The organism is Sphingomonas ginkgonis, assembly GCF_003970925.1.
Taxonomy (GTDB): Bacteria; Pseudomonadota; Alphaproteobacteria; order Sphingomonadales; family Sphingomonadaceae; genus Sphingomicrobium; species Sphingomicrobium ginkgonis.
In genome coordinates, this window is record NZ_RWJF01000001.1 from 700,968 (window position 1) to 720,914 (window position 19,947).

Below are 19,947 nucleotides of genomic sequence, written 5' to 3' on the forward strand. Positions count from 1 at the left end.
CGCGCCTCTGCGTCTCTGCGCGAGGATATGCGTGCTATTGTCGCTGCCGGGAAACAGTCGCAGCAGGAGGAGCGCGAGGATGGAGCGGGTGACGCGGGGCGGGTGCCTGTGCGGGGCGGTGCGGGTGGAGGCGCGGGGCGAGCCCAAGCGGGTGGGGCTGTGCCACTGCCTCGACTGCCGCAAACATCATGGCGCGCTGTTCTTCGCCGCGGCGATCTTCGCCGCCGAGGCGGTGAGCGTCAGCGGTGAGACGCGGGCGTGGAGCAAGCCGGCCGCGGACCCGGAGGCGCCGCACGCCTCCGGCGCGCGACACTTCTGCCCCACCTGCGGCTCGTCGCTGTTCGGGCGGTGGGGGGAGGAGGTGGACCTCCACCTCGGCACCCTCGACGCGCCCGACCAGTTCCGGCCGAGCTACGAGCTGTGGACGGTGCGGCGGGAGGAATGGCTGCCGGATTTCGGGCTGGAGGGGTTCGAGGGGGATCGGCCTTGCATGAACGAACAATCACCCCGCCCCGGGTCAAGCTAGCGATGGCATGAACGCGACCCCGTTATTGCTTAGAACCTTGAATATCCCGGTCTCGTCCGCAACAGTCTTAAGATAACCGCAACGATAAAGCTCGTAAGTTAACATCCAATATCGGTGACGATCATGGATGTCTGGCGCACCTATTATGCGCCGAGCAAAGGGCAAGATTGCCTTTCTCTGACCAGTGTCCGAAAACCGAAAAGCTGTCAAAATCGCGAGGCAGTCAAGACTTTCAACGCATTTGCGCACTGTTTCGTCCGGCAGTGAGCCGCCGATCAAGTCAATATAATACATAGCCCAGCAGGCAAGATCCGTGCGATCACGTGAAACACTGTCCTCGAGGATCGAGAGTAGTTTCTCTTGAAGTATCAATCGACCTGACCGATTTGCTGCGTTTAGCATAAACGGGAGTAGGGCCGGAACGATCGAAGGAAACCTCGATACAAGTAATAAGCCATACTCAACCACAACGCTATCTGTCCAATAGTGCCTATCCTTACTTGCGAGTGCGCGATAGGCATACTTCAAGCCGTTCGGATCACCTGAGATCTCGAATAGAAGCAGTGCGAAGTCAATAAAGTCGACGGCTGCTCCCGGCCTTACCGGCTCATCTAAAACCCGTATTTTCCGTCGTATCTGCAGGACCCAGTCAGGGGACACAGAATGCGGTAGGTCGGAAAAGCGCGTTTTGGAGTGATTTAAAGTCAGTTTGAATTTAGCAAGCGCGCGTTCTAAATCGCGAACAAACCGACGCGCCTCCTCGATAGTTGTGCAGAATGCCGTGTAGTCGTCTATATAACGATGAAAGAGGTAGCCCTTTAGATCTTCGTCCACTTTCTCCAAAACAATCTCGGCGAATATGTTGGACGTTCCCGGTCCAACGGCTATTCCATTAGTTTCACGTCTTTTGCAGAATTGAAGCGCGTTATCTAGGTCGTTGTACCATAGCGGCTGCTTTATAGTCGACTTGGCAGTCTTTATTCCTACAAGTGCCCACGGTATCGAATGTGTGTACAAGCTACCAAAAAAGTTCGCGATGTCTGCCTTAACTAAGACTTTTGCGCCGAAGCTCTCACGGATATGTCCTAGTGTTCTAGTCTGCCATTCTCCGTAGTTCATCACCACAATTCGGCCGTCCGGGTGGCGCCGTGGTCTGATCCGGCTCTTGGTATTGTGACAGATGTGCTCCAGGCCGGCCCAATGGGCGTGGATCAGATCAACGAGTCGCCCATATGCTGATGGATGCGGAATTGACGTAATGCGAAGCTGTCCGTCGGCGCGAGTTTGGCCAAGCTCCACGGAGTCATAGCCTGGCTTCGGGTTTGAGTTTGGCGCACCTGCGAATTGACCTACGATTGTAAGAGTCAAATCTTGCGACGTGAGCAGTGGGGGCAACTCATCCGCGCTTTTACGTTGCCTCGGAAGGTAGTTCGCCTGCAGTAGCGAGGTTGCAGCGGCTTGAGCGGTAAGCAGAAAGACTCCTATCTGGAACTCGGCCTAAAGCAAAAACCAAGTGCGGCCTGCACCTTTCTTTCTAAGCTTTCCCTCCATTTGTAACTGCTGGCCAGCCCACCTCATCGCATACTGCCAAGTGTAAAAGAGGTTCCCGGAAGAACGAAGTTCCGCTTCGTGATTGTCCCAGATGTGCTTTGCAATCTGCGGTACCGTGGCTGGGCCGCTGCTCTGAAGTGCATCGACGACCCACACTTTCAGGTCGGAACTTGTTGCCATTGAGTTCTCCAATTAGACAGAGCGGGGGGGGGGGGCGGCGGAACTTACTTTAGCTCCTTAAGGGGTCGTGGCAGAGTAGTCACTCCGCCGCCACCCCGGCGGCCGAGAACATGTCCCCGTCGCTCGCGCCGTCTCCGGACGCCGCTTCCGCCGCGTCGTTGGCAACGCCGGCCTTGGCCTTCTGGCGGCGGTCGAAATTGTCCCAGACCTGGTTCCAGTTCCCGCGCGTGGCGGCCTTGCTGTACTCGGTCGCGCGGGTCTCGAAGAAGTTGGCGTGCTCGACGCCGTTCAAGAGCGGGGCGAGCCAGGGGAGCGGGTGCTCGTCGACCATGTAGATCGGCTTCAGGCCGAGCTGGCCGAGGCGCCAGTCGGCGATGTAGCGGATATACTTCTTGATCGCCTTGGGGGTCATTCCCTCGACCGGACCCATCTCGAACGCGAGGTCGATGAAATTGTCCTCGAGCCGGACGGTCTTCTGGCAGGCGTCGATGATGTCGTCCTGGACCGAGCGGGTGAGGCAGTCGCGCTCCTTGACGAAGGCGTGGAAGAGGCGGGTGATGCCCTCGCAGTGGAGGCTCTCGTCGCGGACCGACCAGCTGACGATCTGCCCCATGCCCTTCATCTTGTTGAAGCGCGGGAAGTTCATCAGCATCGCGAAGCTGGCGAACAGCTGCAGCCCCTCGGTGAAGCCGCCGAACATGGCGAGCGTCTTGGCGATGTCCTCGTCGGTGTCGACGCCGAAGGTCGAGAGATAGTCGTGCTTGTCCTTCATCTCCTTGTACTGGAGGAAGGCGCTGTATTCGCTCTCGGGCATGCCGATCGTGTCGAGGAGGTGCGAGTAGGCGGCGATGTGCACCGTCTCCATGTTGGAGAAGGCGGTCAGCATCATCTTGATTTCGGTCGGCTTGAACACGCGGCCGTACTTGTCGTGGTAGCAGTCCTGCACCTCGACGTCGGCCTGGGTGAAGAAGCGGAAGATCTGGGTGAGGAGGTTGCGCTCGTGCGGGGAGAGCTTCTGCGCCCAGTCGCGGCAGTCCTCGCCCAAGGGCACTTCCTCGGGCATCCAGTGGATCTGCTGCTGGCGCTTCCAGTACTCGAACGCCCAGGGATATTCGAACGGCTTGTAGGTCTTGGAGGCTTGGAGGAGGGGCATGGATTAGGCTCCTTTGAGCGAGATGAAGGCGGCGGCGGTAAGGACGGCGGCGACGACGAGGGTGGTGAGCGCGATGGCCTTGCGGTTTTTCGCGCGCTGCTCCTCGGTATCGAGGCGGGGCAGCTCCTCGCGGCGGGAATAGACCAGGAGCTGGCCGATCAGCATCGGAAAGACGCCCGGCGCCTTGCGGAAGGCGGCGAAGGCGGGGAGCCCGGCCGCGCCGGCGAGCTGGGCGAGGAACAGCGCGACGCCGACGACGAACAGCGCGACTCCGGTCCACTGGACCCAGTTGAACGGGCGCAGCGGCTTGCCCTGAACGGTCGCGGCAAGCGGATCGTAGCTGGACTGGCGGTAGGTCACCGCACCTCCCCCGTGCTGTTGAAGTCGTAGGGCTTGGTCGTGGCGTAGGCGATCGCGAAGCCGGCGAGGATGAGGCCGAAGGCGGCGGCCATGGTGCCGGCGATGAGCAGGGCTTCGCCGCGCTTCTCGTCGGTCTTGCGCGCGGCGATGCCGAGGCCGAGCGCGGCGAGCCCGCCGAGCAGCATCAGCGCGCCGAACACGACGAACAGGATGTTGGCGCCGCTCACCGCTCACCGCTCGCGGACCCGGACGATGCGATCGCGGGTCACGACATGGCCCTTGCGCGCGCCAACCCCGAACACGACGATGCCGAGGAAATAGCCGAAGTCGTACCAGCCGCCGTCGTTGGGAACGGCGTAGATGGCGGCGCGAGGGTCGAACAGGCTGATCACCCAGGCGACCGGGAAGATGAAGCCGTGCCACAGGCCGAGCAGGAAGCCCGGCGCGCCCGGCGCGACCGCGCTCGCCGCCTCGCGTGCGCAGGCGGCGAGGAGGAGCGCGGGGGCCAAGAGGGCGAGCGGGGCGGCGCGGCGGCTCATCGCCAGAAGAAGCGCTCCCGCGCGGTCGGGTTGGGGAGCCGCTTCAGCCGGCCGGTGTAGAGCTGGACATACATCCACATGCCCGACACCGAGAAGAAGACCAGCGCGGCGCCGGAGAGGAGGGAGAGGACCATCCCGACGATCCCGAACTGCTCGCCCGAGTGAAGCTCGGTCACGAAGTGGATGACCTGGCGCAGCCGACTCTGCGGCGGACGCTGGCCGGCGGCGGCGGGCGGCGGGCCCTCGCGCTCCCGAACCTGCGGCGCGCCGGGCGCGGCGGGCGCGGCGGCGGGACGCGGCTGGCCCTGGGCGTAGATGCGCCCGCCCTGGACGACGACCCCGGTGACGGCGATCCACAGCATGAACAGGCCGAAGAGAACGGATGTCCAGCGGTGCCACTTACGCATGCAATGCTCCTTGTTGCGAATGGTTCGCAACAGGAGAAAGCCGAACCGGCGCCGGGATGCAAGGGGCAGGAGTCAGCCGCGCGTAAGCCACGGAGGCACCGAGCGGCGTCCGCATCCTGCTCCAGCGCTGTCCCGTATCTGCCCGCATGGCCCTTCCGCTTATCCCCCGACTCAGCCCGTCGCTCACTGTAACCGCGAACCGGCATCGCTCTAGGCGGAATCTGCTCGGGCAGCACAAAGTTGGGGATATTTCGTCACCATATATAGGGGATATGTGAGCAGATTGCCACGACATGTGCCGTTAGTCTCGGTGAGGCGAAACGATCGCCAGACCGGGTCATCTTACGCGATGTTCCTGATATGTTCTCGTAGCGGATCGCCATGGCCGGCGCCAAGACCGACGGCCGGACGAACCGCTGCCGTGAATGATTGGCAAATATCCTGACGGAGACGAACCGACGGGAGCCTTGGCGAGGGTCGAACCGTTTCCATCGGGTGCGACATCGCTGCGGGCCGAGGTTCAGCAGAGACCTTCAACCGATAAAGCGAACAATTACAATTATTTAACAAGCACTGTTCGTCCCGAGTCTGAGGCAACTCCCCGTGTTTGGCGGTGGTTGCCCTTGCCGGGACGGGACAGGCCGGGCAGCGCGCGCGCCCTGCGATCATAGGAGAAACCATTTTGGATATGGCCCGGGGCCAGGTGGCCCCCGTCGGCATCGACTATCGGGTCGGGACCCACTGGTGGGAGAAGCGCAGCTTCGCGCTGCTGCTGATGGTGCTGGCCGCGGTGCCGCTGCTCTATCCAACCGTTCCCCCGCTGCTCGACCTCCCGTCGCACATGGCGCGCTACCGGGTCGAGCTCGACGGCGCGCAGTCAGCGCTCCTCTCGCGCTACTACACGTTCCACTGGACGCTGATCGGCAATCTTGGGGTCGACCTGCTGGTCTGGCCGCTCGGCAAGCTGCTCGGGCTCGAGCCGGCGGTGAAGCTGATCACCCTGTCGATCCCGCTGCTCACCGCCGCGGGGCTGTTGTGGATCGCGCGCGAGATCCACGGGCGGCTGCCGCCGACCGCCGCGCTGGCGCTGCCCTTCGCCTACGGCCAGCCCTTCCTCTACGGCTTCGTCAACTATGCGCTGGGCATGGGGCTGGCGTTCCTCGCCTTTGCGCTGTGGCTGCGGCTGGAGCGGCTCGGCCGGCAGCGGCTGCGGGCGGCGCTGTTCGTCCCGATCAGCCTCGCGATCTGGGTCTGCCACATGTACGGCTGGGGCCTGCTCGGGCTGATGGTGTTCGGGTCGCAGGCGGTCCGCCGCCACGACCAGGAGCGGCCGTGGTGGCAGGCGCTGTGGCGCGCCGGGCTCGACTGCCTGCCGCTCGCCGCGCCGCTGCTGCCGATGCTGCTGTGGCGCGAGAACGGGCTCGGCAAGACCGAGAACTGGGGCGCCTATCTCAAGGCGATCTACATCGGCCAGGCGCTCCACGACCGTTCGCGGCTGATCGACATGGGCTCGATGGCGCTGCTGATCGTGGCGAGCGGCGCGCTGCTCGCGTGGCGCGGCGGGCTCGCCCTCTCGCGCACGCTGGCGGCGAGCGCGGTGCTGCTGCTGGTCGCCTTCATCGCTCTCCCGCAGAAGGTGTTCGGCTCGGACTTCGCCGACGAGCGGATCGTCCCGGCGCTGTGCGCGATCGCGTTGCTCTGCCTGCGCCCGCGGGCGGGCAGCAGCGCGCGGGCGATGAACCTGGTGGCGATCGGCTCGCTCGCCTTCTACCTGTTCCGGATCGGGGTGGTCACCACCAGCCTCGCGGTCACCGCGCAGGCCCAGAACGCCGACCTTCGCGCGCTCGACCGGGTGCCGGAGGGGTCGCGCGTGCTGTCCTTCGTCTACAATTATTGCGGGCACGAGGGTTTCCCGCTGCCGCGCAACAACCACCTCAACTCGATGACGGTGGTGCGACGGAGCGGCTTCGCCAACGACATCTGGGACATGCCAGGGGCCAAGCTGCTGACGATCAAGCCGATGGAGGCCGAGCCCAACCGCGCCGATCCCTCGCAAGTGACGCTGGCGCCGGGCTGCCAGAAGGACTGGCCGGCGACCGCCAAGGAGGTGGTCCCGCGGTTCCGGACCGCGCGGTTCGACGCCTTCGACTATCTCTGGCTGATCGACTTCCCCTCGCTCGACCCGCGGCTGCTGCCGCCCGGCGCGACCCCGGTCTACCGCTCGCCCGGCGCGATCCTCTACCGCCTGCATCGCTGAGCGGACCCGAAGCGGGCCGTCCGGCGTTGCTTCGGGCAAGTCGGGGGTGGGTGAGGAGAGTCAGATGCTTGCCTTGCTGCTTGCCGCCGGAATGGTCGCCGCTCCGCCCGTGGGCGCGACCCCGCAGCCGGTGTCGGTCAACCCCTACGCAAACGAGCTGTTCGACCGCGATCCCGCGCTGAAGAACTGGGCGACCCAGGTCTACGATACCGGCCACAAAGGCTGGCTGACGACCTTCGAGGCGCAGCGCGCGCTGGCCGCCTTCAAGGAGATCGCCGACGGCGACCATGACGGGCGGGTCACGGTCGCCGAATATGAGGAAGCGAAGCGGTTCATCGCCGCGCGCTGGGCGCTCGGCAACTAGCCGCTCAGACCGCGGCGCCGGCCTCGGTCGGGCGCATGTCGATCCGGCCCATGATCTCGTCCATGCTCTCCAGCTCGCCGAGCAGGGGCATGTAGTGGAACGGGTCGGACGGGCCGCCGAGATTGAGGTGCAGCGTCGAGGCATGCCGCGCGAAGGTCGGGATGACCCGGATCGAGCGGATGTAGCAGCCGTGACGGCCGACGCAGTCGAGGATCTGCGGGACGGTCTGTTCGCCGGGCTGGAAGTCGATGGTCAGGCTGGCCATGGGTCTTGCTCCTTCGTTCGCGCTGGTCGTGGGCAATAAAAAACCCGCTTCGGGCTGGCCGGAGCGGGTGGTGAGCTCTTCTTCCTGGCTGGATCAGCTAGTCAGAGGCGGCTCCCGCTCCGTCGACGAGACGTACGCGTACGCCCGCCGCCGCAAGGAGCGCGGTCGCGGACATGATGGTCGGGCGACGATCGGTCATCGACATGGGACAAGCGCTCCTTTCACCGGCGGTTGTGCGCAATCCGGCGCGGGCCTGTCCAGCGCGAAGCCGGTCACAAGTTGACGGGGCAGGCCGCTTTTGCCGCGGCCCCTGCGCCGCGCCGCCACCGTCCAGGGACGGAGACGGACGACCCCGCGCGAGAGCGGGGCAGGCGGTAAAATTTTGACTCGCGGAGGCGGCCGGTCAGCCGGCCATGCGCTTGGAGGCGAGCCCCGTCACCATCTGGTTGGCGCGGTCGAACGACAGCGGGCGGCCGAACAGATAGCCCTGGATCGTGTCGACCCCGAGATCGCGCATCCGCTCGAAATCCTCGGCCGTCTCGACCCCTTCCGCGGTGACGTTCATCCGGAAGCTCTTGGCGAGCTGGACGATCGACTGGATGATCGCGACATTCTCGGGCCTCGTGCCGGCCTCGCGGACGAAGCTGCCGTCGATCTTCAGCTTGTGGAAGACGGCCTTGTTCAGATAGCCGATCGACGAATAGCCGGTGCCGAAGTCGTCCAGCGCGATGCCGACGCCGAGCGCGCGAAGGCGGCTGAGGACGTCGAGCGTCTGGTTGTTGTCGCCAAGGAAGACGCCCTCGGTGACCTCCAGCTCGATCCGGTTGCCCGGGATCTTGTAGCGGCCGAGCGCCTGGCTGACCGTGTTGGGCAGCGAGGGCAGGATGATCTGCTTGGGGCTGATGTTGAGCGCGACGGTGATCGGCTCGGGCCATTGCGCGGCGGCGCGGCAGGCCTCGTCGACCACGAACTCGCCGAGCGGGCCCATCAGGCCGCATTCCTCCGCGACCGGGATGAACACGTTGGGGGGCACGAAGCCGCGCTTGGGGTGGTTCCAGCGAATGAGCGCCTCGAACCCGACCAGCTTCTGGGTCTTGGCGCTGACCAGCGGCTGGAAGGCGAGGTGGAACTGGCGGCTGTCGATCGCGGCGCGGATGTCGCCCTCGAGCCGGACCCGGTCGTCCTGCTCCGACTGGAGCTCGGAGGAGAAATAGCGGGCGACCCCGCGGCCGGCATCCTTCGCCTGGTAGAGCGCGAGGTCGGCCTTGAGGATGAGGTCGTCGACCGTCGCCCCGTCGATTGGGCCGAAGGCACAGCCGACCGAGACGCCGATGCGGATCTCGGTCTGGTCGATCATATAGGGTTCGCGGATCGAGACGATGATCCGGTCGGCGAGCTGCTCGACCTTCTTGCGGCTCTGCCCGTCGGGAATGACGATGGCGAACTCGTCGCCGCCCATGCGGCCGACGGTGCCCTCCGGACCGACCTCGTCGCACAGCCGTTTGGCGACCGCCTGAAGGACGGCGTCGCCCTTGGGATGGCCGAACGTGTCGTTGACCGGCTTGAACCCGTCGAGATCGAGGAACATGATCGCGCAGGGGACATTGCTGACCGTCGCCTGGCGGAGCGCCTCGCCGAGCAGCTGGCGGACCCGGCCGCGGTTGGGCAGGCCCGACAGCACGTCCATGTTGGCGAGGTGGGTCAGCCGCTCCTGCGTCTGGCGGATGTCGGTGATGTCGCTGCCGACCCCGCGGAAGCCCTCGAAGCGGCCGGCGGTGTCGATGATCGGGTCGCCCGCCATCGAAATCCAGCGGGTCCCGCGCGGGGTCTTCAATTCCATCTCGAGCGCGTTGAACGGCTGCTTGCCGAGCAGCACCCGGCCGAGCTCGGCATGACCGCCGAGCAGCGCGGGGAGCGAGTGGCCGAGCAGGGCGTTGGCCGGACGGCCGAGCAGCGCGGTCATGCGCGAGCTGATGTAGGTGACGCGGTTGTCGCCATCGACCTGCCACAGCCAGCCCACGCCGCGCTGCTCATATTCCTGGAGCAGGAGCGAGGCGCTCTCGCTGGCCGAGCCCATGTCGGCGTTGGTCTTGAGCTGGTGCAGCGCCCAGCGGGCGACCGTCAGCACCCCGAACACCGCCACACCCATGGTGAAGATGATCGACAGCATGTGCTGGAAGGGCACGCTGGCCCGGCCGACGAAGAGGACGGTGCAGAGGCCGGCGGTGAAGGCGCTGACCCAGGCCAGCGCGCAGGAGGGGACGACGATGAGGCCGAGCGCGGCGACTCCGAGCCCGGCGAGAATCGAGGCGGCGATCAGCTGCGCGCCGGGATCGAGATTGGCGAACTGCCACAGCGGCAGGCTCATCCAGACGAACGCGCGGGCGAGCACGTCGGCGAGCATCATCCATTGCGGGACCGGCCGGCCGGAGCGGCCGACGCAGGTCACCGCCTGGTTGCGCGCCCAGTGCATGAGGAGGAAGTTGAGGCCGCCCACCGCGGCCATCCAGCCGAGCAGGTAGCCGGGCTTGACCGACCCCCACAGCCCGCCGACGGCGAGCAGCGCGGCGACCATGTTGGCGGCGGCGAAGAAGGGAGCGAGCTGGCCGCGGGCGATCAGCTGGGCGTCGCGGAACGGCGAGGCGCCGTCCTCCACGCCCTGCGCGAGCGCAGCCGATTCGCCGTCCGGAAGCCGGGCGGCAATCATTCTTTTATAGCGATCTGGAGCCTCGTACACTGAGCCGTCCGCCTTTCTGGTCGGATCGGCGGTAGCGAAAGAGGGTTGAGGCGCAGTTAAAGGCGGCGCCTGGGTACGCCGACAATCTTGGCAAGCTTGATTAAGAAAGCTTCAGCTTGTCGAGGTCGCGCGTGACCAGCGGGTGATAGCCCGGCCGCGCCCTGGCGTAGAGGCGGCGGGCGATCGGCAGGCCCCACTCGGGGTCTTTTGCAAGCGCGGTGAACAGCGGCTTCACGAACTTGCCGCGACCCTGCCCGGTGAGGAACTGCTCGAGGCTGGGCAGCGCCGGGTCGAAGCGGTTGGCGACGGCGAGGCTGAGCCAGGCGAAGCGCACCTCGCTGTTGCCGATGCGATCGAGCCCGAAGCCCTGGTCGAGCGCGGCGAGACGGGCGGCGGGGAGCTTGCGCGGGAGCCGGTTGAGGAAGCGCAGCCGCTCGTCGGTGTCCCACCCGCGCCAGGCGGCGAGGTCGGGCTGGCCGCCGCGGGCATAGGCGGCGACCGCGCGGTCGACCGTGGCGAACGCCTGCGGGTCGGCGGGAACGGCGTTGGCGGGGATCCCGGGCTGGTAGACCCAGCGGTCGAGTTGGAGCCTGTTCTCAAGCGCGGCATCGCCCTTGACGAGGTGCTGGCGGAGGTCGGCGAGGAATATCGCCGAGGTCACCGGCTGGAAGGCGTGGCGGTCGAACCAGCCCTTGAGGAAGGCGTCGAAAGCGGGGCGGCCGACCGCCTTCTCGAGCATCCGCATGAAGGCGGCGCCCTTCTCGTAGGCGATGTCGGTCAGCCCGTCGTCGGGGTTGCGGCCCTTGAGGTCGAGGTGGAGGCGGGTGTCGGCGCCGGTCGGACCACCGGCGTCCTTCACCGCCTGGTTGAGGGCGTCGATCCCGAGCGCGACCTGCTGCGCGGCGACCTTCGGGCCGTAGAGCGTCTCGACGATCCGCCGCTCGGCATAGGTGGTCAGCCCCTCGTTGAGCCAGAAGTCGTTCCACGTCGCGTTGGTGGCGAGATTGCCCGACCAGCTGTGGGCGAGCTCGTGGGCGACGAGGCTGACGAGGCTGCGGTCCCCGGCGAGGAAGGTCGGGGTGAGGAAAGTGAGGGTCGGGTTCTCCATCCCGCCAAAGGGGAAGGCGGGGGGCAGGATGATCATGTCGTAGCGGCCCCAGCGATACGGGCCGTAGAGCTGCTCGGCGGCGTCGATCATCTTCTCGGTATCGCCGAGCTCGCGCGCGGCGGCGGGGAGGGTGGCGGGCTCGGCCCACACCCCCGAGCGCGGCCCGAGCGACCGGAAGGCGAGGTCGCCGACCGCGATCGCGATCATGTAGGGCGCGACCGAGTGGGGCATTCGGTAGGAAAAGACGCTCTCGCCGCCCTGGGTGATCGGCTCGGCGGCGCGCGGCGCGCTCATCACCGCGGTCATCCCGGCGGGAACGTGGATGGTCGCGTCCCAGCTCTGGCGGATGCTTGGGGAATCCTGGGTCGGGATCCAGCTGCGGGTTTCGATCGCCTCGCCCTGGCTGAACAGGAAGGGCTGCTGGCGGCCCGCGGTCTGCTGCGGGGTCAGCCACTGCAGCGCGGCGGCGTCGGGCGCGCTGTGATAGCGGATCGCCAGCCGCCGGGTGTCGGGCCGGAGCGCGATGGCGAGCGGGCTGCCGAGGTTGGGATCGCGGGCGCCGAGCCGATAGTCGAGCGGCCGGCCGCGCTGGTCGGCAACCGCCTCGATCGCCAGCCCCTTGCTGTCGAGCAGGATCTCGCGGGCGTCGGGGCGGCGCTGGAGGTCGAGCGTGGCGGTGCCGCCGATGGTGCGCGCGTCGAAGTCGACCGCGAGGTCGAGCGAGACATGGGTGACCCGAGCCACCTCGGGGCGGGCGAGGCTGTGGCTGTCGACCGCGTCGGCGCCGCGCAGCAGCGGGGCGGCGGCGGGCTCGGCCGGACCGGTCGCGCGCGGCTCCGGGTCCTGCCGGCAGGCGGCGACCGCCAGGAGGAGGAGGGCGGCGGCGCGGCGGGTCGGGGTCATGGGGCTCCGGTCGGGAAATGGCGGGAATGCGGGGTCGAAGACCCGCCTATCCGGCCTTTTGCGCCGCTTGTCATCTCCCGCCGGCGGCCACGGCGGACGGGCTGCGAGGCGCGCGACGGACGTTCGTCGAAAGTCGCCGCCGCCGGCGATCGGCTGTTGGACCCTGCGGCCGAGCACGCCTATATGGACGCGATGCCCAGCGAGAGACGGCAGGGATGGCGACCAGCGTAGCTCCGGCGGCGGTCCCCGCGCACGCCCAGCAGCCGCACCCCAAGGTGCGCTCGCCGGCGCGCCCGATCCTCAAGGGCGTGGGGCTCGACGCCCCCTTTTTCCAGGACAAGAACCGCGCCTTCTGGACGCTCCAGTCGATCGGCTGGAGCGGCTATTTCATCCTCCGCCTGCTGAGCGGCTTCGCCAACAACATGGGGGCGATGTTCGTCGTCCACACGCTGCTGCTGACGGCGACCGGCTATTCGCTGACGCTGCTGATGGGGTCGCTGTTCCGCCGCCTCATCACCATGCGCGCGGCGCTGACCGTCATCCTCTCGCTGATCGCGGTAATGGTCGCGGCGCTGTCCTTCTCGATCATCGAGACGTGGAGCTACGCCACCTTCCTCAAGCCCGGGGCCAAGCCGGTCGGGGTCGCCTATCTCGGCGCCATCCTCCTCAACTTCGCGCTGCTCGCGGCCTGGTCGGCGCTCTACTACGGGATCAACTACTACCTCCTGCTCGAGGAGGAGATCGACCAGCGCACGGCGCTCGAGCTGCAGGCGTCGAGCGCGCAGCTGGCGATGCTTCGCTACCAGCTCAACCCGCACTTCCTGTTCAATACGCTGAACAGCATCTCGACGCTGGTGCTGCTGAAGCAGACCGAGCGGGCCAACGCGATGCTGGCGCGGCTGTCGAGCTTCCTCCGCTACACGCTGGTCAACGAACCGACTGCCCAGGTGACCCTGGCGCAGGAGGTGGAGACGCTGAAGCTCTATCTCGAGATCGAGAAGATGCGGTTCGAGGACCGGCTCCGCCCGCACTTCAAGATCGACCCGGCGACGATCGGCGCGCGGCTGCCCTCGCTGCTGCTCCAGCCGCTGATCGAGAATGCGATCAAATATGCGGTGACTCCGAGCGAGACCGGGGCGGACATCTGGCTCCGCGCGACGCGCGAGGGGGCGGGGGTGCGGATCGAGGTGACGGACACCGGCTGCGAGGGATGCGACGGGCTCTCCGCCACCCAGTCGACCGGAGTCGGCCTGGCGAACATCAGGGACCGTCTGGCGCAAGCCTATGGTGCGGCCCAGAGCTTCACGACACGAGCGAACGAAGACGGGGGATTCAGCGTTATCATCGACATTCCGCTCGACGCGCGGCCACTCGACAGCCGCCCATGAGCGCTAGCAAGGACAAGGCATGACGATCCGAACCATTCTCGTGGACGACGAAACGCTGGCGACCCAGGGTCTCCGGCTGCGGCTCGAGGCCCATGACGACGTCGAGATCGTCGCCACCGCCGCCAACGGCCGCGAGGCGATCCGGCAGATCAAGACCCACAAGCCCGACCTCGTCTTCCTCGACATCCAGATGCCCGGGTTCGACGGCTTCTCGGTGATCCAGGGGCTGATGGAGGTCGAGCCGCCGCTGTTCGTCTTCGTCACCGCGTTCGGCGAGCATGCGGTCCGCGCCTTCGACGCGCAGGCGACCGATTACCTGGTCAAGCCGGTCGACGAGGACCGGCTGGCGGCGACGATGGACCGGGTCCGCCAGCGGCTCGCCGAGAAGCGCGGGGTGACCGAGGTCGAGCGGCTGAAGGAAGCGCTTGCCGAACATGCCCCGGAAGCGGCCGGCGAGCTTGCCGACGCGGCGCCCGACGCCCCCGCCGCGGGCCGGTTCGAGAAGATGATCAACATCAAGGACCAGGGGCAGATCTTCCGCGTCGACGTCGACACGATCGAGCGGATCGACGCCGCCGGCGACTATATGTGCATCCAGACCGGCGACAACACGCTGATCCTGCGCGAGACGATGAAGGACCTGGAAAAGCGGCTCGACCCGCGGCGCTTCCAGCGGGTCCACCGGTCGACCATCGTCAACCTCGACCTTGTCCGCCAGGTCAAGCCGCACACCAACGGCGAATGTTTCCTGGTGCTCGATTCGGGCGCGCAGGTGAAGGTCAGCCGCAGCTACCGCGACGTGGTCGCGCGCTTCGTCCACTGATCCGCTGACTCTTTCCGGCGCCGCCGCCGGGCGGGGGCGGCGTCCGTCCTAAAATGGCTCCGTGCTCGAGGCGTGGAAGCAACCCACGGACTGGCGACGGGATTTCCTGTTCCACTTCCTGATGCCGCTGGCGGTGATCGTCGGCGGCCTCGGCCTCGCGCTGCTCGCGGCCGTGCTGTGGATGACCCGGGCGCAGGACCGCGCCGAGCTCGGGCGCGAGAAGCAGCTGATCGAGACCGCGATCGCGGCGCGGCAGGAGATGATTCGCCGCAATCTCGGCGACTATGGGGTGTGGGACGACGCGGTCGAGCGGCTGGTGCTGCGCTTCGACCCCGAGTTCGTCCGCGCCAACTACGCGCCCTATCTCTACTCGGTCCAGGGCTATGAGCATGTGTTCGTGGTCGACGGGCGCGACCGCATCCTGCTGTCCAGCGACCGCGACCGGCTGACCCGCGACGACCCGGCGGCGCTGCTCGGCGCGCCCTATGCCAGCGCGCTGCGCGAGCTGCGGCGGCGGCCGGTCGGGACCGACCAGCGGCTGACCGGGCTGACCCGGGTGCGGGGGATGCCGGCACTGTTCGGGATCGCCGCGGTGGTCCCGAGCGACACGGCCCGGCTGCCGCCCGGCCCCGCCACCTACATCGTGTTCGTCAAGCTGGTCGACCCGCGGCTGCTGGGCGAGCTCGGCCGCAACTACGACATCCGCGGGCTCCAGCTGGCCTCCGCCGCGAGCGCGCCGATCGTGCTTCGCGACCCGGCCGGGCGGTCGGTCGGCGGGCTCGCCTGGGACGAGGGTCGGCCCGGCACCGAGCTGCGCGCGCGGGTGCTTCCGCTGGTGCTGCTGGTGTTCCTGCTGATCGGCGTGCTGTGCCACCTGCTGGTGCTGCAGAGCCGCTCCAACGTGCGGCGGATGATCGCGGCGCAGCGCCAGGCCTCGGCCGACGCGACAACCGCCTGCACCGCGCTGGACGAGCTGCACGACGCCAAGGAGCGGCTGGTCGCGCAGCAGGAGGCCGGGCAGGAGGAACTGCGCCGGACCATCGCCGCGGTCCGGCAGGAGAATGAACGGCTGAACGCGGCGATGGCCGAGCAGCGGGTGACGCTGGTCGCCGAGCTGGCGGAGGCGTTCGAGCAGACGGTGGGCGACGTCGCCGACTCGCTGCTCGGCGCGGCGCGGCAGCTGGGCGGGTCGGCGAGCCAGCTCGACCGGCTCACCCGCGACACCAGGGCGATCGTCACCGAGGCCTCGATCCGCGCCGACGACGCCAGCGGCGCGGCGGGCGAGGTGGCGACCGCGACCCAGGAGCTGCTCGCCTCGATCGTCGCCATCGCCACCGAGGTGAAAAGCCAGGCCGACCTGTCCCGCACCGTGGTCCGCTCCAGCGCGCACGGCGACCAGGTGGTCCGCTCGCTCGCCGACGGCGCCGCCGACATCGGCACGATCGTCGGCTCGATCGAGGAGCTGGCGACCCAGACCGACCTCCTCGCGCTCAACGCCAGCATCGAGGCGGTCCGCGCCGGGCCGGCGGGGGCGGGGTTCAGCATCGTCGCGTCGGAGGTGAAGGGGCTCGCCGGGATGACCGCTCAGGCGACCTCGACGATCGCCGCGCTGGTGCTGGCGGTGCAGGAGAAGGTCGGGGACGCGGTGGCGACCTTCGGCCATGTCTCGGGCCAGGTCGGGTCGATGTCGGCGATCAGCACCACCATCGCCTCGGCGGTCGAGGAGCAGCGCAGCGCGACCGACCAGATCGACCGCCATGCCGCCGCGGTCGCGACCAGCGCCCGGGAGATCAAGAGCCGCTTCGCGCGGGTCGCGCAGACCATCGGCAGCGCGGGCGAGCTGTCGGCCGAGGTGGCGCGCGCGTCGAGCGAACTGGCGGGCCGGGCCGAGCAGCTGCGCGCGGCCTCGGCCCAGTTCATCGAGCGGCTTCGCGCCGCCTGACTTCCATGGAGGAGGAGCGACCATGCGCCTGAACCTGATCGCGGCGGGGATGCTGCTCGCACCGGCGGCGACGACGGCGGCGGCGGCGTCCGAGCTGCCGACCGAGCGGCCCGCGGCGGCGCCGGTGCCGGCCCTCGCGCTCGACTACCGGCTGTCGACGGTGAGCGACTATCGCAACCGCGGAATCACCGTGACCCGCCGCCGCGCGGCCCTCCAGCAGGAGCTGCGGCTCGGCTATGAAGGGGGCGCCTACGGGACGCTGTGGACCTCGACCATCGCCGGCAACGGGCGCAACAACTGGGAGATCGACGCGATCGCCGGTTGGACGCACCCGCTCGGCGGGGCCGAGCTCGACCTCAGCGCGGTCTATTATGTCTTCCCCGGCATCGGGCGGAGCGACTATGGCGAGCTCAACGCGCGGATCGCCCGCTCGCTCGGCGGACCCGAGGTCGGGCTGCTGGTCAGCTACGCGCCGCGCCAGCGCGCGCTCGGCGGCCGCGACAATGTCTATGTCCAGGCGACGGGGAGCCTGCCGCTGCCGCGCACGCCGCTGACCCTGCAGGTTAGCTTCGGGGTCGAGCAGGGGGCGTTCGGCAACGCCAAGCGCGACTGGACGCTCGGGGTTTCGGTCGAGCGCGCGGGCTTCACCTGGACCGCGACCTATGTCGACACGGCGCACAGCGGCGGCGACCCGCTCGGCCGGGCGGGGCTGGTGCTGGGGCTGGGCCGGGGCTTCTAGCCCTGGGCAACCTCGAAGCGGACCGAGATGCTGCGCTCGTCGCCCGGCGCGAGCATGACGATGCCGAGCTCCGCCCAGCGCTCCTCGGGCTCGTTGAGCGCGGCATTGGCGTGCTGCACCGGCTCGGCGACGACGATCCCGCCGGTCGCGGGCGAATAGACCTGGAAATAGCGCGCGTCGGACGAGCGGATGGTGCAGCTCAGCCCGTCGGACCAGCGGAGCAGCGCCTGGCCGTTCCAGCCGTCGAACCCGTTGTCGAGGTTCTGCCCGCAGATGCGGCGCTGGCGGAGGTCGAAGCGGCCCTCGGCGGGGACGCGCTCGACCGGCAGGACCTTGTCGTCGATCGTCCAGGCGGCGGTCACCCCGGTATCAAGCAAAGTCTCGCCGTCGCAGGGAAAATAGGGGTGGATGCCGAGGCCGCACGGCATCGGCGTGTCCGACAGGTTGCGGCAGGTCAGCAGCACGAACAGGCCGGTGGGATCGAGCATGAAGCGCTGCACCGCGTCGTAGCGCCACGGCCATTCGCCCGGTTCGTGGCGGTAGGCGAGCACCGCGCTCTCGTCGTCGGCCTCGACCACCGTCCACTCGCTGAGCCAGCCCTGGCCGTGCAGCGGGCTGGGATCGTTCGCCATGTTGGGGGCGAGTTCGACCGTCACGCCGCCGCAGCGGAAGCGGCCGTCGCGGATGCGGTTGACGAACGGGACCAGCGGGAAGCTGGCCATCTCGAGCACCGCCTCGGTGGCGTCGGGCGCCGGCCGCATTACCGGGCGGCCGCCATGGTCGAACCGGGCGATCGCTCCCCCGTGCTGGGGGGCGAGATCGAGGGTCAGGGGACCGGCGCTGAGGTGAAGTCGGGACATCCGCCCCGACTAATCATTCCCCGATCGCGATGGCAACCTTGTCGGCCAGGTCGGACCCGCCGAGCGCGTCGCGCACGCTGCGACGCAGGTGCATCGCGGCAAGGTCGACATGGGCCCGGACCGCCGCTGGAAGCCGCGCCTCCCGCGCGCGGTCCAGCTCCGCCTGGGCCCTTCGGAAGTGGTACACATGCTCCTCGTCGTACATGGTTTCATTCTCCCGCTCTTGCGCCCAGACTGTGCCGGAAACGGGGGCGAGTCGCATTTACAAAGGTGAATTTCCGCCATTTCGCGCAAATCGACCATGGAGCCCGCGGGACCGGCGGCGGCCCTAACATAGGTAAGCGGCACCCGGGCTTCCTTCGCCTAGTCAGACAAGATGGGGGCGATCAGTGACGGCGTGGCAAACGCTTTAATCCGACGGCTCGAAGCCTATGTCCGACTGTCCGCCGACGATCGGAAGGCGCTGCTGCTCGCCGCCGGCGAGGGCATCCGGACCTTCGATGCCCGGCGCGACCTGATGCGCGAGGGCGACGAGCCGCGCGTCGTCAACCTCATCCTCTCGGGCTGGGCCTGCCGCTACAAGACGCTGCCCGACGGGCGGCGGCAGATCGTCGCGCTGTTCGTCCCGGGCGACCTGTGCGACCCGCACATCTACATCCTCAAGCGGATGGACCATAATGTCGGGGCGATCACCCCGGTCACCGCCGCCCAGGTCGGCCGCGACAGTTTCGAGCGGCTGATCAGCGAGCGGCCGCGGATCGTCCAGGCGCTGTGGTGGCACGAGCTGGTGGTGACCGCGATCCAGCGCGAGTGGACGCTCAACATCGGCCAGCGCACCGCCTACGAGCGGATGGCGCACCTGATGGTCGAGATGTTCCTCCGCCTGCAGACGGTCGGCATGGCCGAGGGCAACAGCATCGAGTGGCCGCTGACCCAGCTCGACCTCGCCGACGCGACCGGGCTGACCCCGGTCCATGTCAACCGGACGCTGCAGGCGATGCGGCGCGACGGGCTGATCGAGCTGGCCGGGCGGCGCCTCACCATCCTCGACATGGCCGCGCTCAAGTCGACCGCCATGTTCAACCCGGAATATCTGCACCTCGAGCATGAGGGGGCGCACCTCGACGCCAATGAATAGGGCTGGAGCGGTCCCCTGTGCGCCATTTGCCGCAGTCGAGGGCGGCAATCGCCCGGCCGCGACGGGCTGCGGCACCCCGCAACCCGGTCTGCGTTGAGGGGAACCATGGTTCTGAGTGGCCTGCTTCGCCGGTGGCTGGGGTCCGGGACGTCCGTGTCCGGGGGCGGTTCGGGCGAGGTGCGCTGGCACCTGCTGCTCGCCGGGCTGGCGCAGGCCTGCTGGGAGAGCGACGCGCAGGGACAGGGGCTGGGGCGGAGCCGGAGCTGGTCCGACTTCACCGGGCAGACGCTGGCCGAGGCCAAGGGCTGGGGCTGGCTCGACGCGATCCATCCCGACGACCGCCCCGCCACCCGCGCCGCGTGGGAAGCGGCGGTCGCCGCCGGCGACGGGTTCGACGCCGAATACCGGATCCATCGCGCCGGGAGCGGCGGCTGGTGCTGGACCAACGGCCGGGCGGTTCCGGTCCGCGACCGGGCCGGCCGGCTGACCGGCTGGCTCGGGTTCAACCTCGACATCGACGGGCGCAAGCAGGCCGCGGCGGAGGAGCAACGGGTCCTCCTCGCCGAGCCGCTGCACCGGGTCCGCAACACGCTGGCGGTGATCCGCTCGATCGTCCGCCGGACCGCGAGCAACAGCGGCAGCGTCGAGGAGTTCGACCAGAACCTTCAGGGCCGGCTGGGAGCGTTCAGCCGGGTCCAAGGCGATTC

General features: G+C 68.0%; 19 protein-coding genes and 1 pseudogene. 9 read left to right on the forward strand and 11 right to left on the reverse strand.

The features are described from left to right. Nucleotides 1-79: 79 nt before the first annotated feature. Nucleotides 80-526 (forward strand): GFA family protein, encoded by a 447-nt coding sequence (locus tag HMF7854_RS03465; protein ID WP_126717827.1) that lies wholly within the window; start codon nt 80-82, stop codon nt 524-526. On the opposite strand, the gene HMF7854_RS03470 is transcribed toward HMF7854_RS03465, so the two are convergent. The 6 genes from HMF7854_RS03470 to HMF7854_RS03500 all read right to left on the reverse strand — a co-directional run bounded on the left by HMF7854_RS03470 (nt 518) and on the right by HMF7854_RS03500 (nt 4,785). After that, on the reverse strand, nt 518-1,825 hold the full coding sequence (locus tag HMF7854_RS03470) for an RNA-directed DNA polymerase (RefSeq protein ID WP_126717828.1): 1,308 nt from the start codon (nt 1,823-1,825) through the stop codon (nt 518-520). The genes HMF7854_RS03465 and HMF7854_RS03470 overlap by 9 nt on opposite strands. Nucleotides 1,826-2,336: 511 nt before the next feature. Further along, a complete protein-coding gene (locus HMF7854_RS03480; protein WP_126717830.1) occupies nt 2,337-3,410 on the reverse strand; it encodes a ribonucleotide-diphosphate reductase subunit beta in 1,074 nt (357 codons plus the stop codon). 3 nt (nt 3,411-3,413) lie between these two features. After that, nucleotides 3,414-3,770: a hypothetical protein gene (locus HMF7854_RS03485; RefSeq protein WP_126717831.1), complete on the reverse strand. Its 357-nt coding sequence runs from the start codon at nt 3,768-3,770 to the stop codon at nt 3,414-3,416. Then, nucleotides 3,767-3,997, reverse strand: a complete 231-nt coding sequence (locus HMF7854_RS03490) for a hypothetical protein (protein WP_126717832.1) — start codon at nt 3,995-3,997, stop codon at nt 3,767-3,769. The genes HMF7854_RS03485 and HMF7854_RS03490 overlap by 4 nt, the downstream gene beginning before the upstream one ends. A 3-nt stretch (nt 3,998-4,000) precedes the next feature. Further along, nucleotides 4,001-4,309, reverse strand: coding sequence for a hypothetical protein (locus HMF7854_RS03495; RefSeq protein WP_126717833.1), 309 nt, complete (start codon nt 4,307-4,309; stop codon nt 4,001-4,003). Next, complete coding sequence (locus HMF7854_RS03500) at nt 4,306-4,785, reverse strand: PepSY domain-containing protein (RefSeq protein WP_338056345.1); 480 nt, start codon at nt 4,783-4,785, stop codon at nt 4,306-4,308. The genes HMF7854_RS03495 and HMF7854_RS03500 overlap by 4 nt, the downstream gene beginning before the upstream one ends. A gap of 613 nt (nt 4,786-5,398) precedes the next feature. Here HMF7854_RS03500 and HMF7854_RS03505 point away from each other — a divergent pair. Further along, a complete protein-coding gene (locus HMF7854_RS03505; protein ID WP_126717835.1) occupies nt 5,399-6,973 on the forward strand; it encodes a hypothetical protein in 1,575 nt (524 codons plus the stop codon). 64 nt (nt 6,974-7,037) lie between these two features. Continuing rightward, nucleotides 7,038-7,337: a hypothetical protein gene (locus tag HMF7854_RS03510; protein ID WP_126717836.1), complete on the forward strand. Its 300-nt coding sequence runs from the start codon at nt 7,038-7,040 to the stop codon at nt 7,335-7,337. A 4-nt stretch (nt 7,338-7,341) separates the two neighbouring features. Here the strand turns inward: HMF7854_RS03510 and HMF7854_RS03515 are convergent, their stop codons facing one another. The 3 genes from HMF7854_RS03515 to HMF7854_RS03525 all read right to left on the reverse strand — a co-directional run bounded on the left by HMF7854_RS03515 (nt 7,342) and on the right by HMF7854_RS03525 (nt 12,350). Next, on the reverse strand, nt 7,342-7,602 hold the full coding sequence (locus HMF7854_RS03515; RefSeq protein WP_126717837.1) for a hypothetical protein: 261 nt from the start codon (nt 7,600-7,602) through the stop codon (nt 7,342-7,344). Nucleotides 7,603-8,005: 403 nt separating this feature from the next. Beyond that, nucleotides 8,006-10,309 (reverse strand): putative bifunctional diguanylate cyclase/phosphodiesterase, encoded by a 2,304-nt coding sequence (locus HMF7854_RS03520; RefSeq protein ID WP_126717838.1) that lies wholly within the window; start codon nt 10,307-10,309, stop codon nt 8,006-8,008. Between the two features lie 130 nt (nt 10,310-10,439). Beyond that, nucleotides 10,440-12,350 carry a M1 family metallopeptidase gene (locus HMF7854_RS03525; RefSeq protein ID WP_126717839.1) on the reverse strand — a complete coding sequence of 637 codons (1,911 nt, stop codon included), beginning with the start codon at nt 12,348-12,350 and terminating at the stop codon, nt 10,440-10,442. Between the two features lie 215 nt (nt 12,351-12,565). Between HMF7854_RS03525 and HMF7854_RS03530 the strand changes: the two genes are divergently transcribed. The 4 genes from HMF7854_RS03530 (at nt 12,566) to HMF7854_RS03545 (ending at nt 17,242) form a co-directional block, all read left to right on the forward strand. Beyond that, nucleotides 12,566-13,738 (forward strand): sensor histidine kinase, encoded by a 1,173-nt coding sequence (locus HMF7854_RS03530; protein ID WP_126717840.1) that lies wholly within the window; start codon nt 12,566-12,568, stop codon nt 13,736-13,738. Nucleotides 13,739-13,757: 19 nt separating this feature from the next. After that, nucleotides 13,758-14,561: a LytR/AlgR family response regulator transcription factor gene (locus HMF7854_RS03535; protein WP_126717841.1), complete on the forward strand. Its 804-nt coding sequence runs from the start codon at nt 13,758-13,760 to the stop codon at nt 14,559-14,561. A 61-nt stretch (nt 14,562-14,622) separates the two neighbouring features. Further along, the gene (locus HMF7854_RS03540; protein ID WP_126717842.1) at nt 14,623-16,503 is read left to right on the forward strand and encodes a methyl-accepting chemotaxis protein; all 1,881 of its coding nucleotides are present in this window, start codon (nt 14,623-14,625) and stop codon (nt 16,501-16,503) included. 22 nt (nt 16,504-16,525) lie between these two features. Continuing rightward, nucleotides 16,526-17,242, forward strand: a complete 717-nt coding sequence (locus tag HMF7854_RS03545; RefSeq protein WP_126717843.1) for a TorF family putative porin — start codon at nt 16,526-16,528, stop codon at nt 17,240-17,242. On the opposite strand, the gene HMF7854_RS03550 is transcribed toward HMF7854_RS03545, so the two are convergent. Next, on the reverse strand, nt 17,239-18,102 hold the full coding sequence (locus HMF7854_RS03550; protein ID WP_126717844.1) for an aldose 1-epimerase: 864 nt from the start codon (nt 18,100-18,102) through the stop codon (nt 17,239-17,241). The two genes, HMF7854_RS03545 and HMF7854_RS03550, sit on opposite strands and share 4 nt — an antisense overlap. A gap of 13 nt (nt 18,103-18,115) precedes the next feature. After that, the gene (locus tag HMF7854_RS03555; RefSeq protein ID WP_126717845.1) at nt 18,116-18,307 is read right to left on the reverse strand and encodes a hypothetical protein; all 192 of its coding nucleotides are present in this window, start codon (nt 18,305-18,307) and stop codon (nt 18,116-18,118) included. Between the two features lie 171 nt (nt 18,308-18,478). Between HMF7854_RS03555 and HMF7854_RS03560 the strand changes: the two genes are divergently transcribed. Both HMF7854_RS03560 and HMF7854_RS16235 read left to right on the forward strand, forming a co-directional pair. After that, nucleotides 18,479-19,240, forward strand: coding sequence for a Crp/Fnr family transcriptional regulator (locus HMF7854_RS03560; protein ID WP_185829140.1), 762 nt, complete (start codon nt 18,479-18,481; stop codon nt 19,238-19,240). 105 nt (nt 19,241-19,345) lie between these two features. Then, nucleotides 19,346-19,927 (forward strand): annotated as a pseudogene (locus HMF7854_RS16235) (PAS domain-containing protein); the annotation flags it as partial. Nucleotides 19,928-19,947 lie beyond the last annotated feature (20 nt).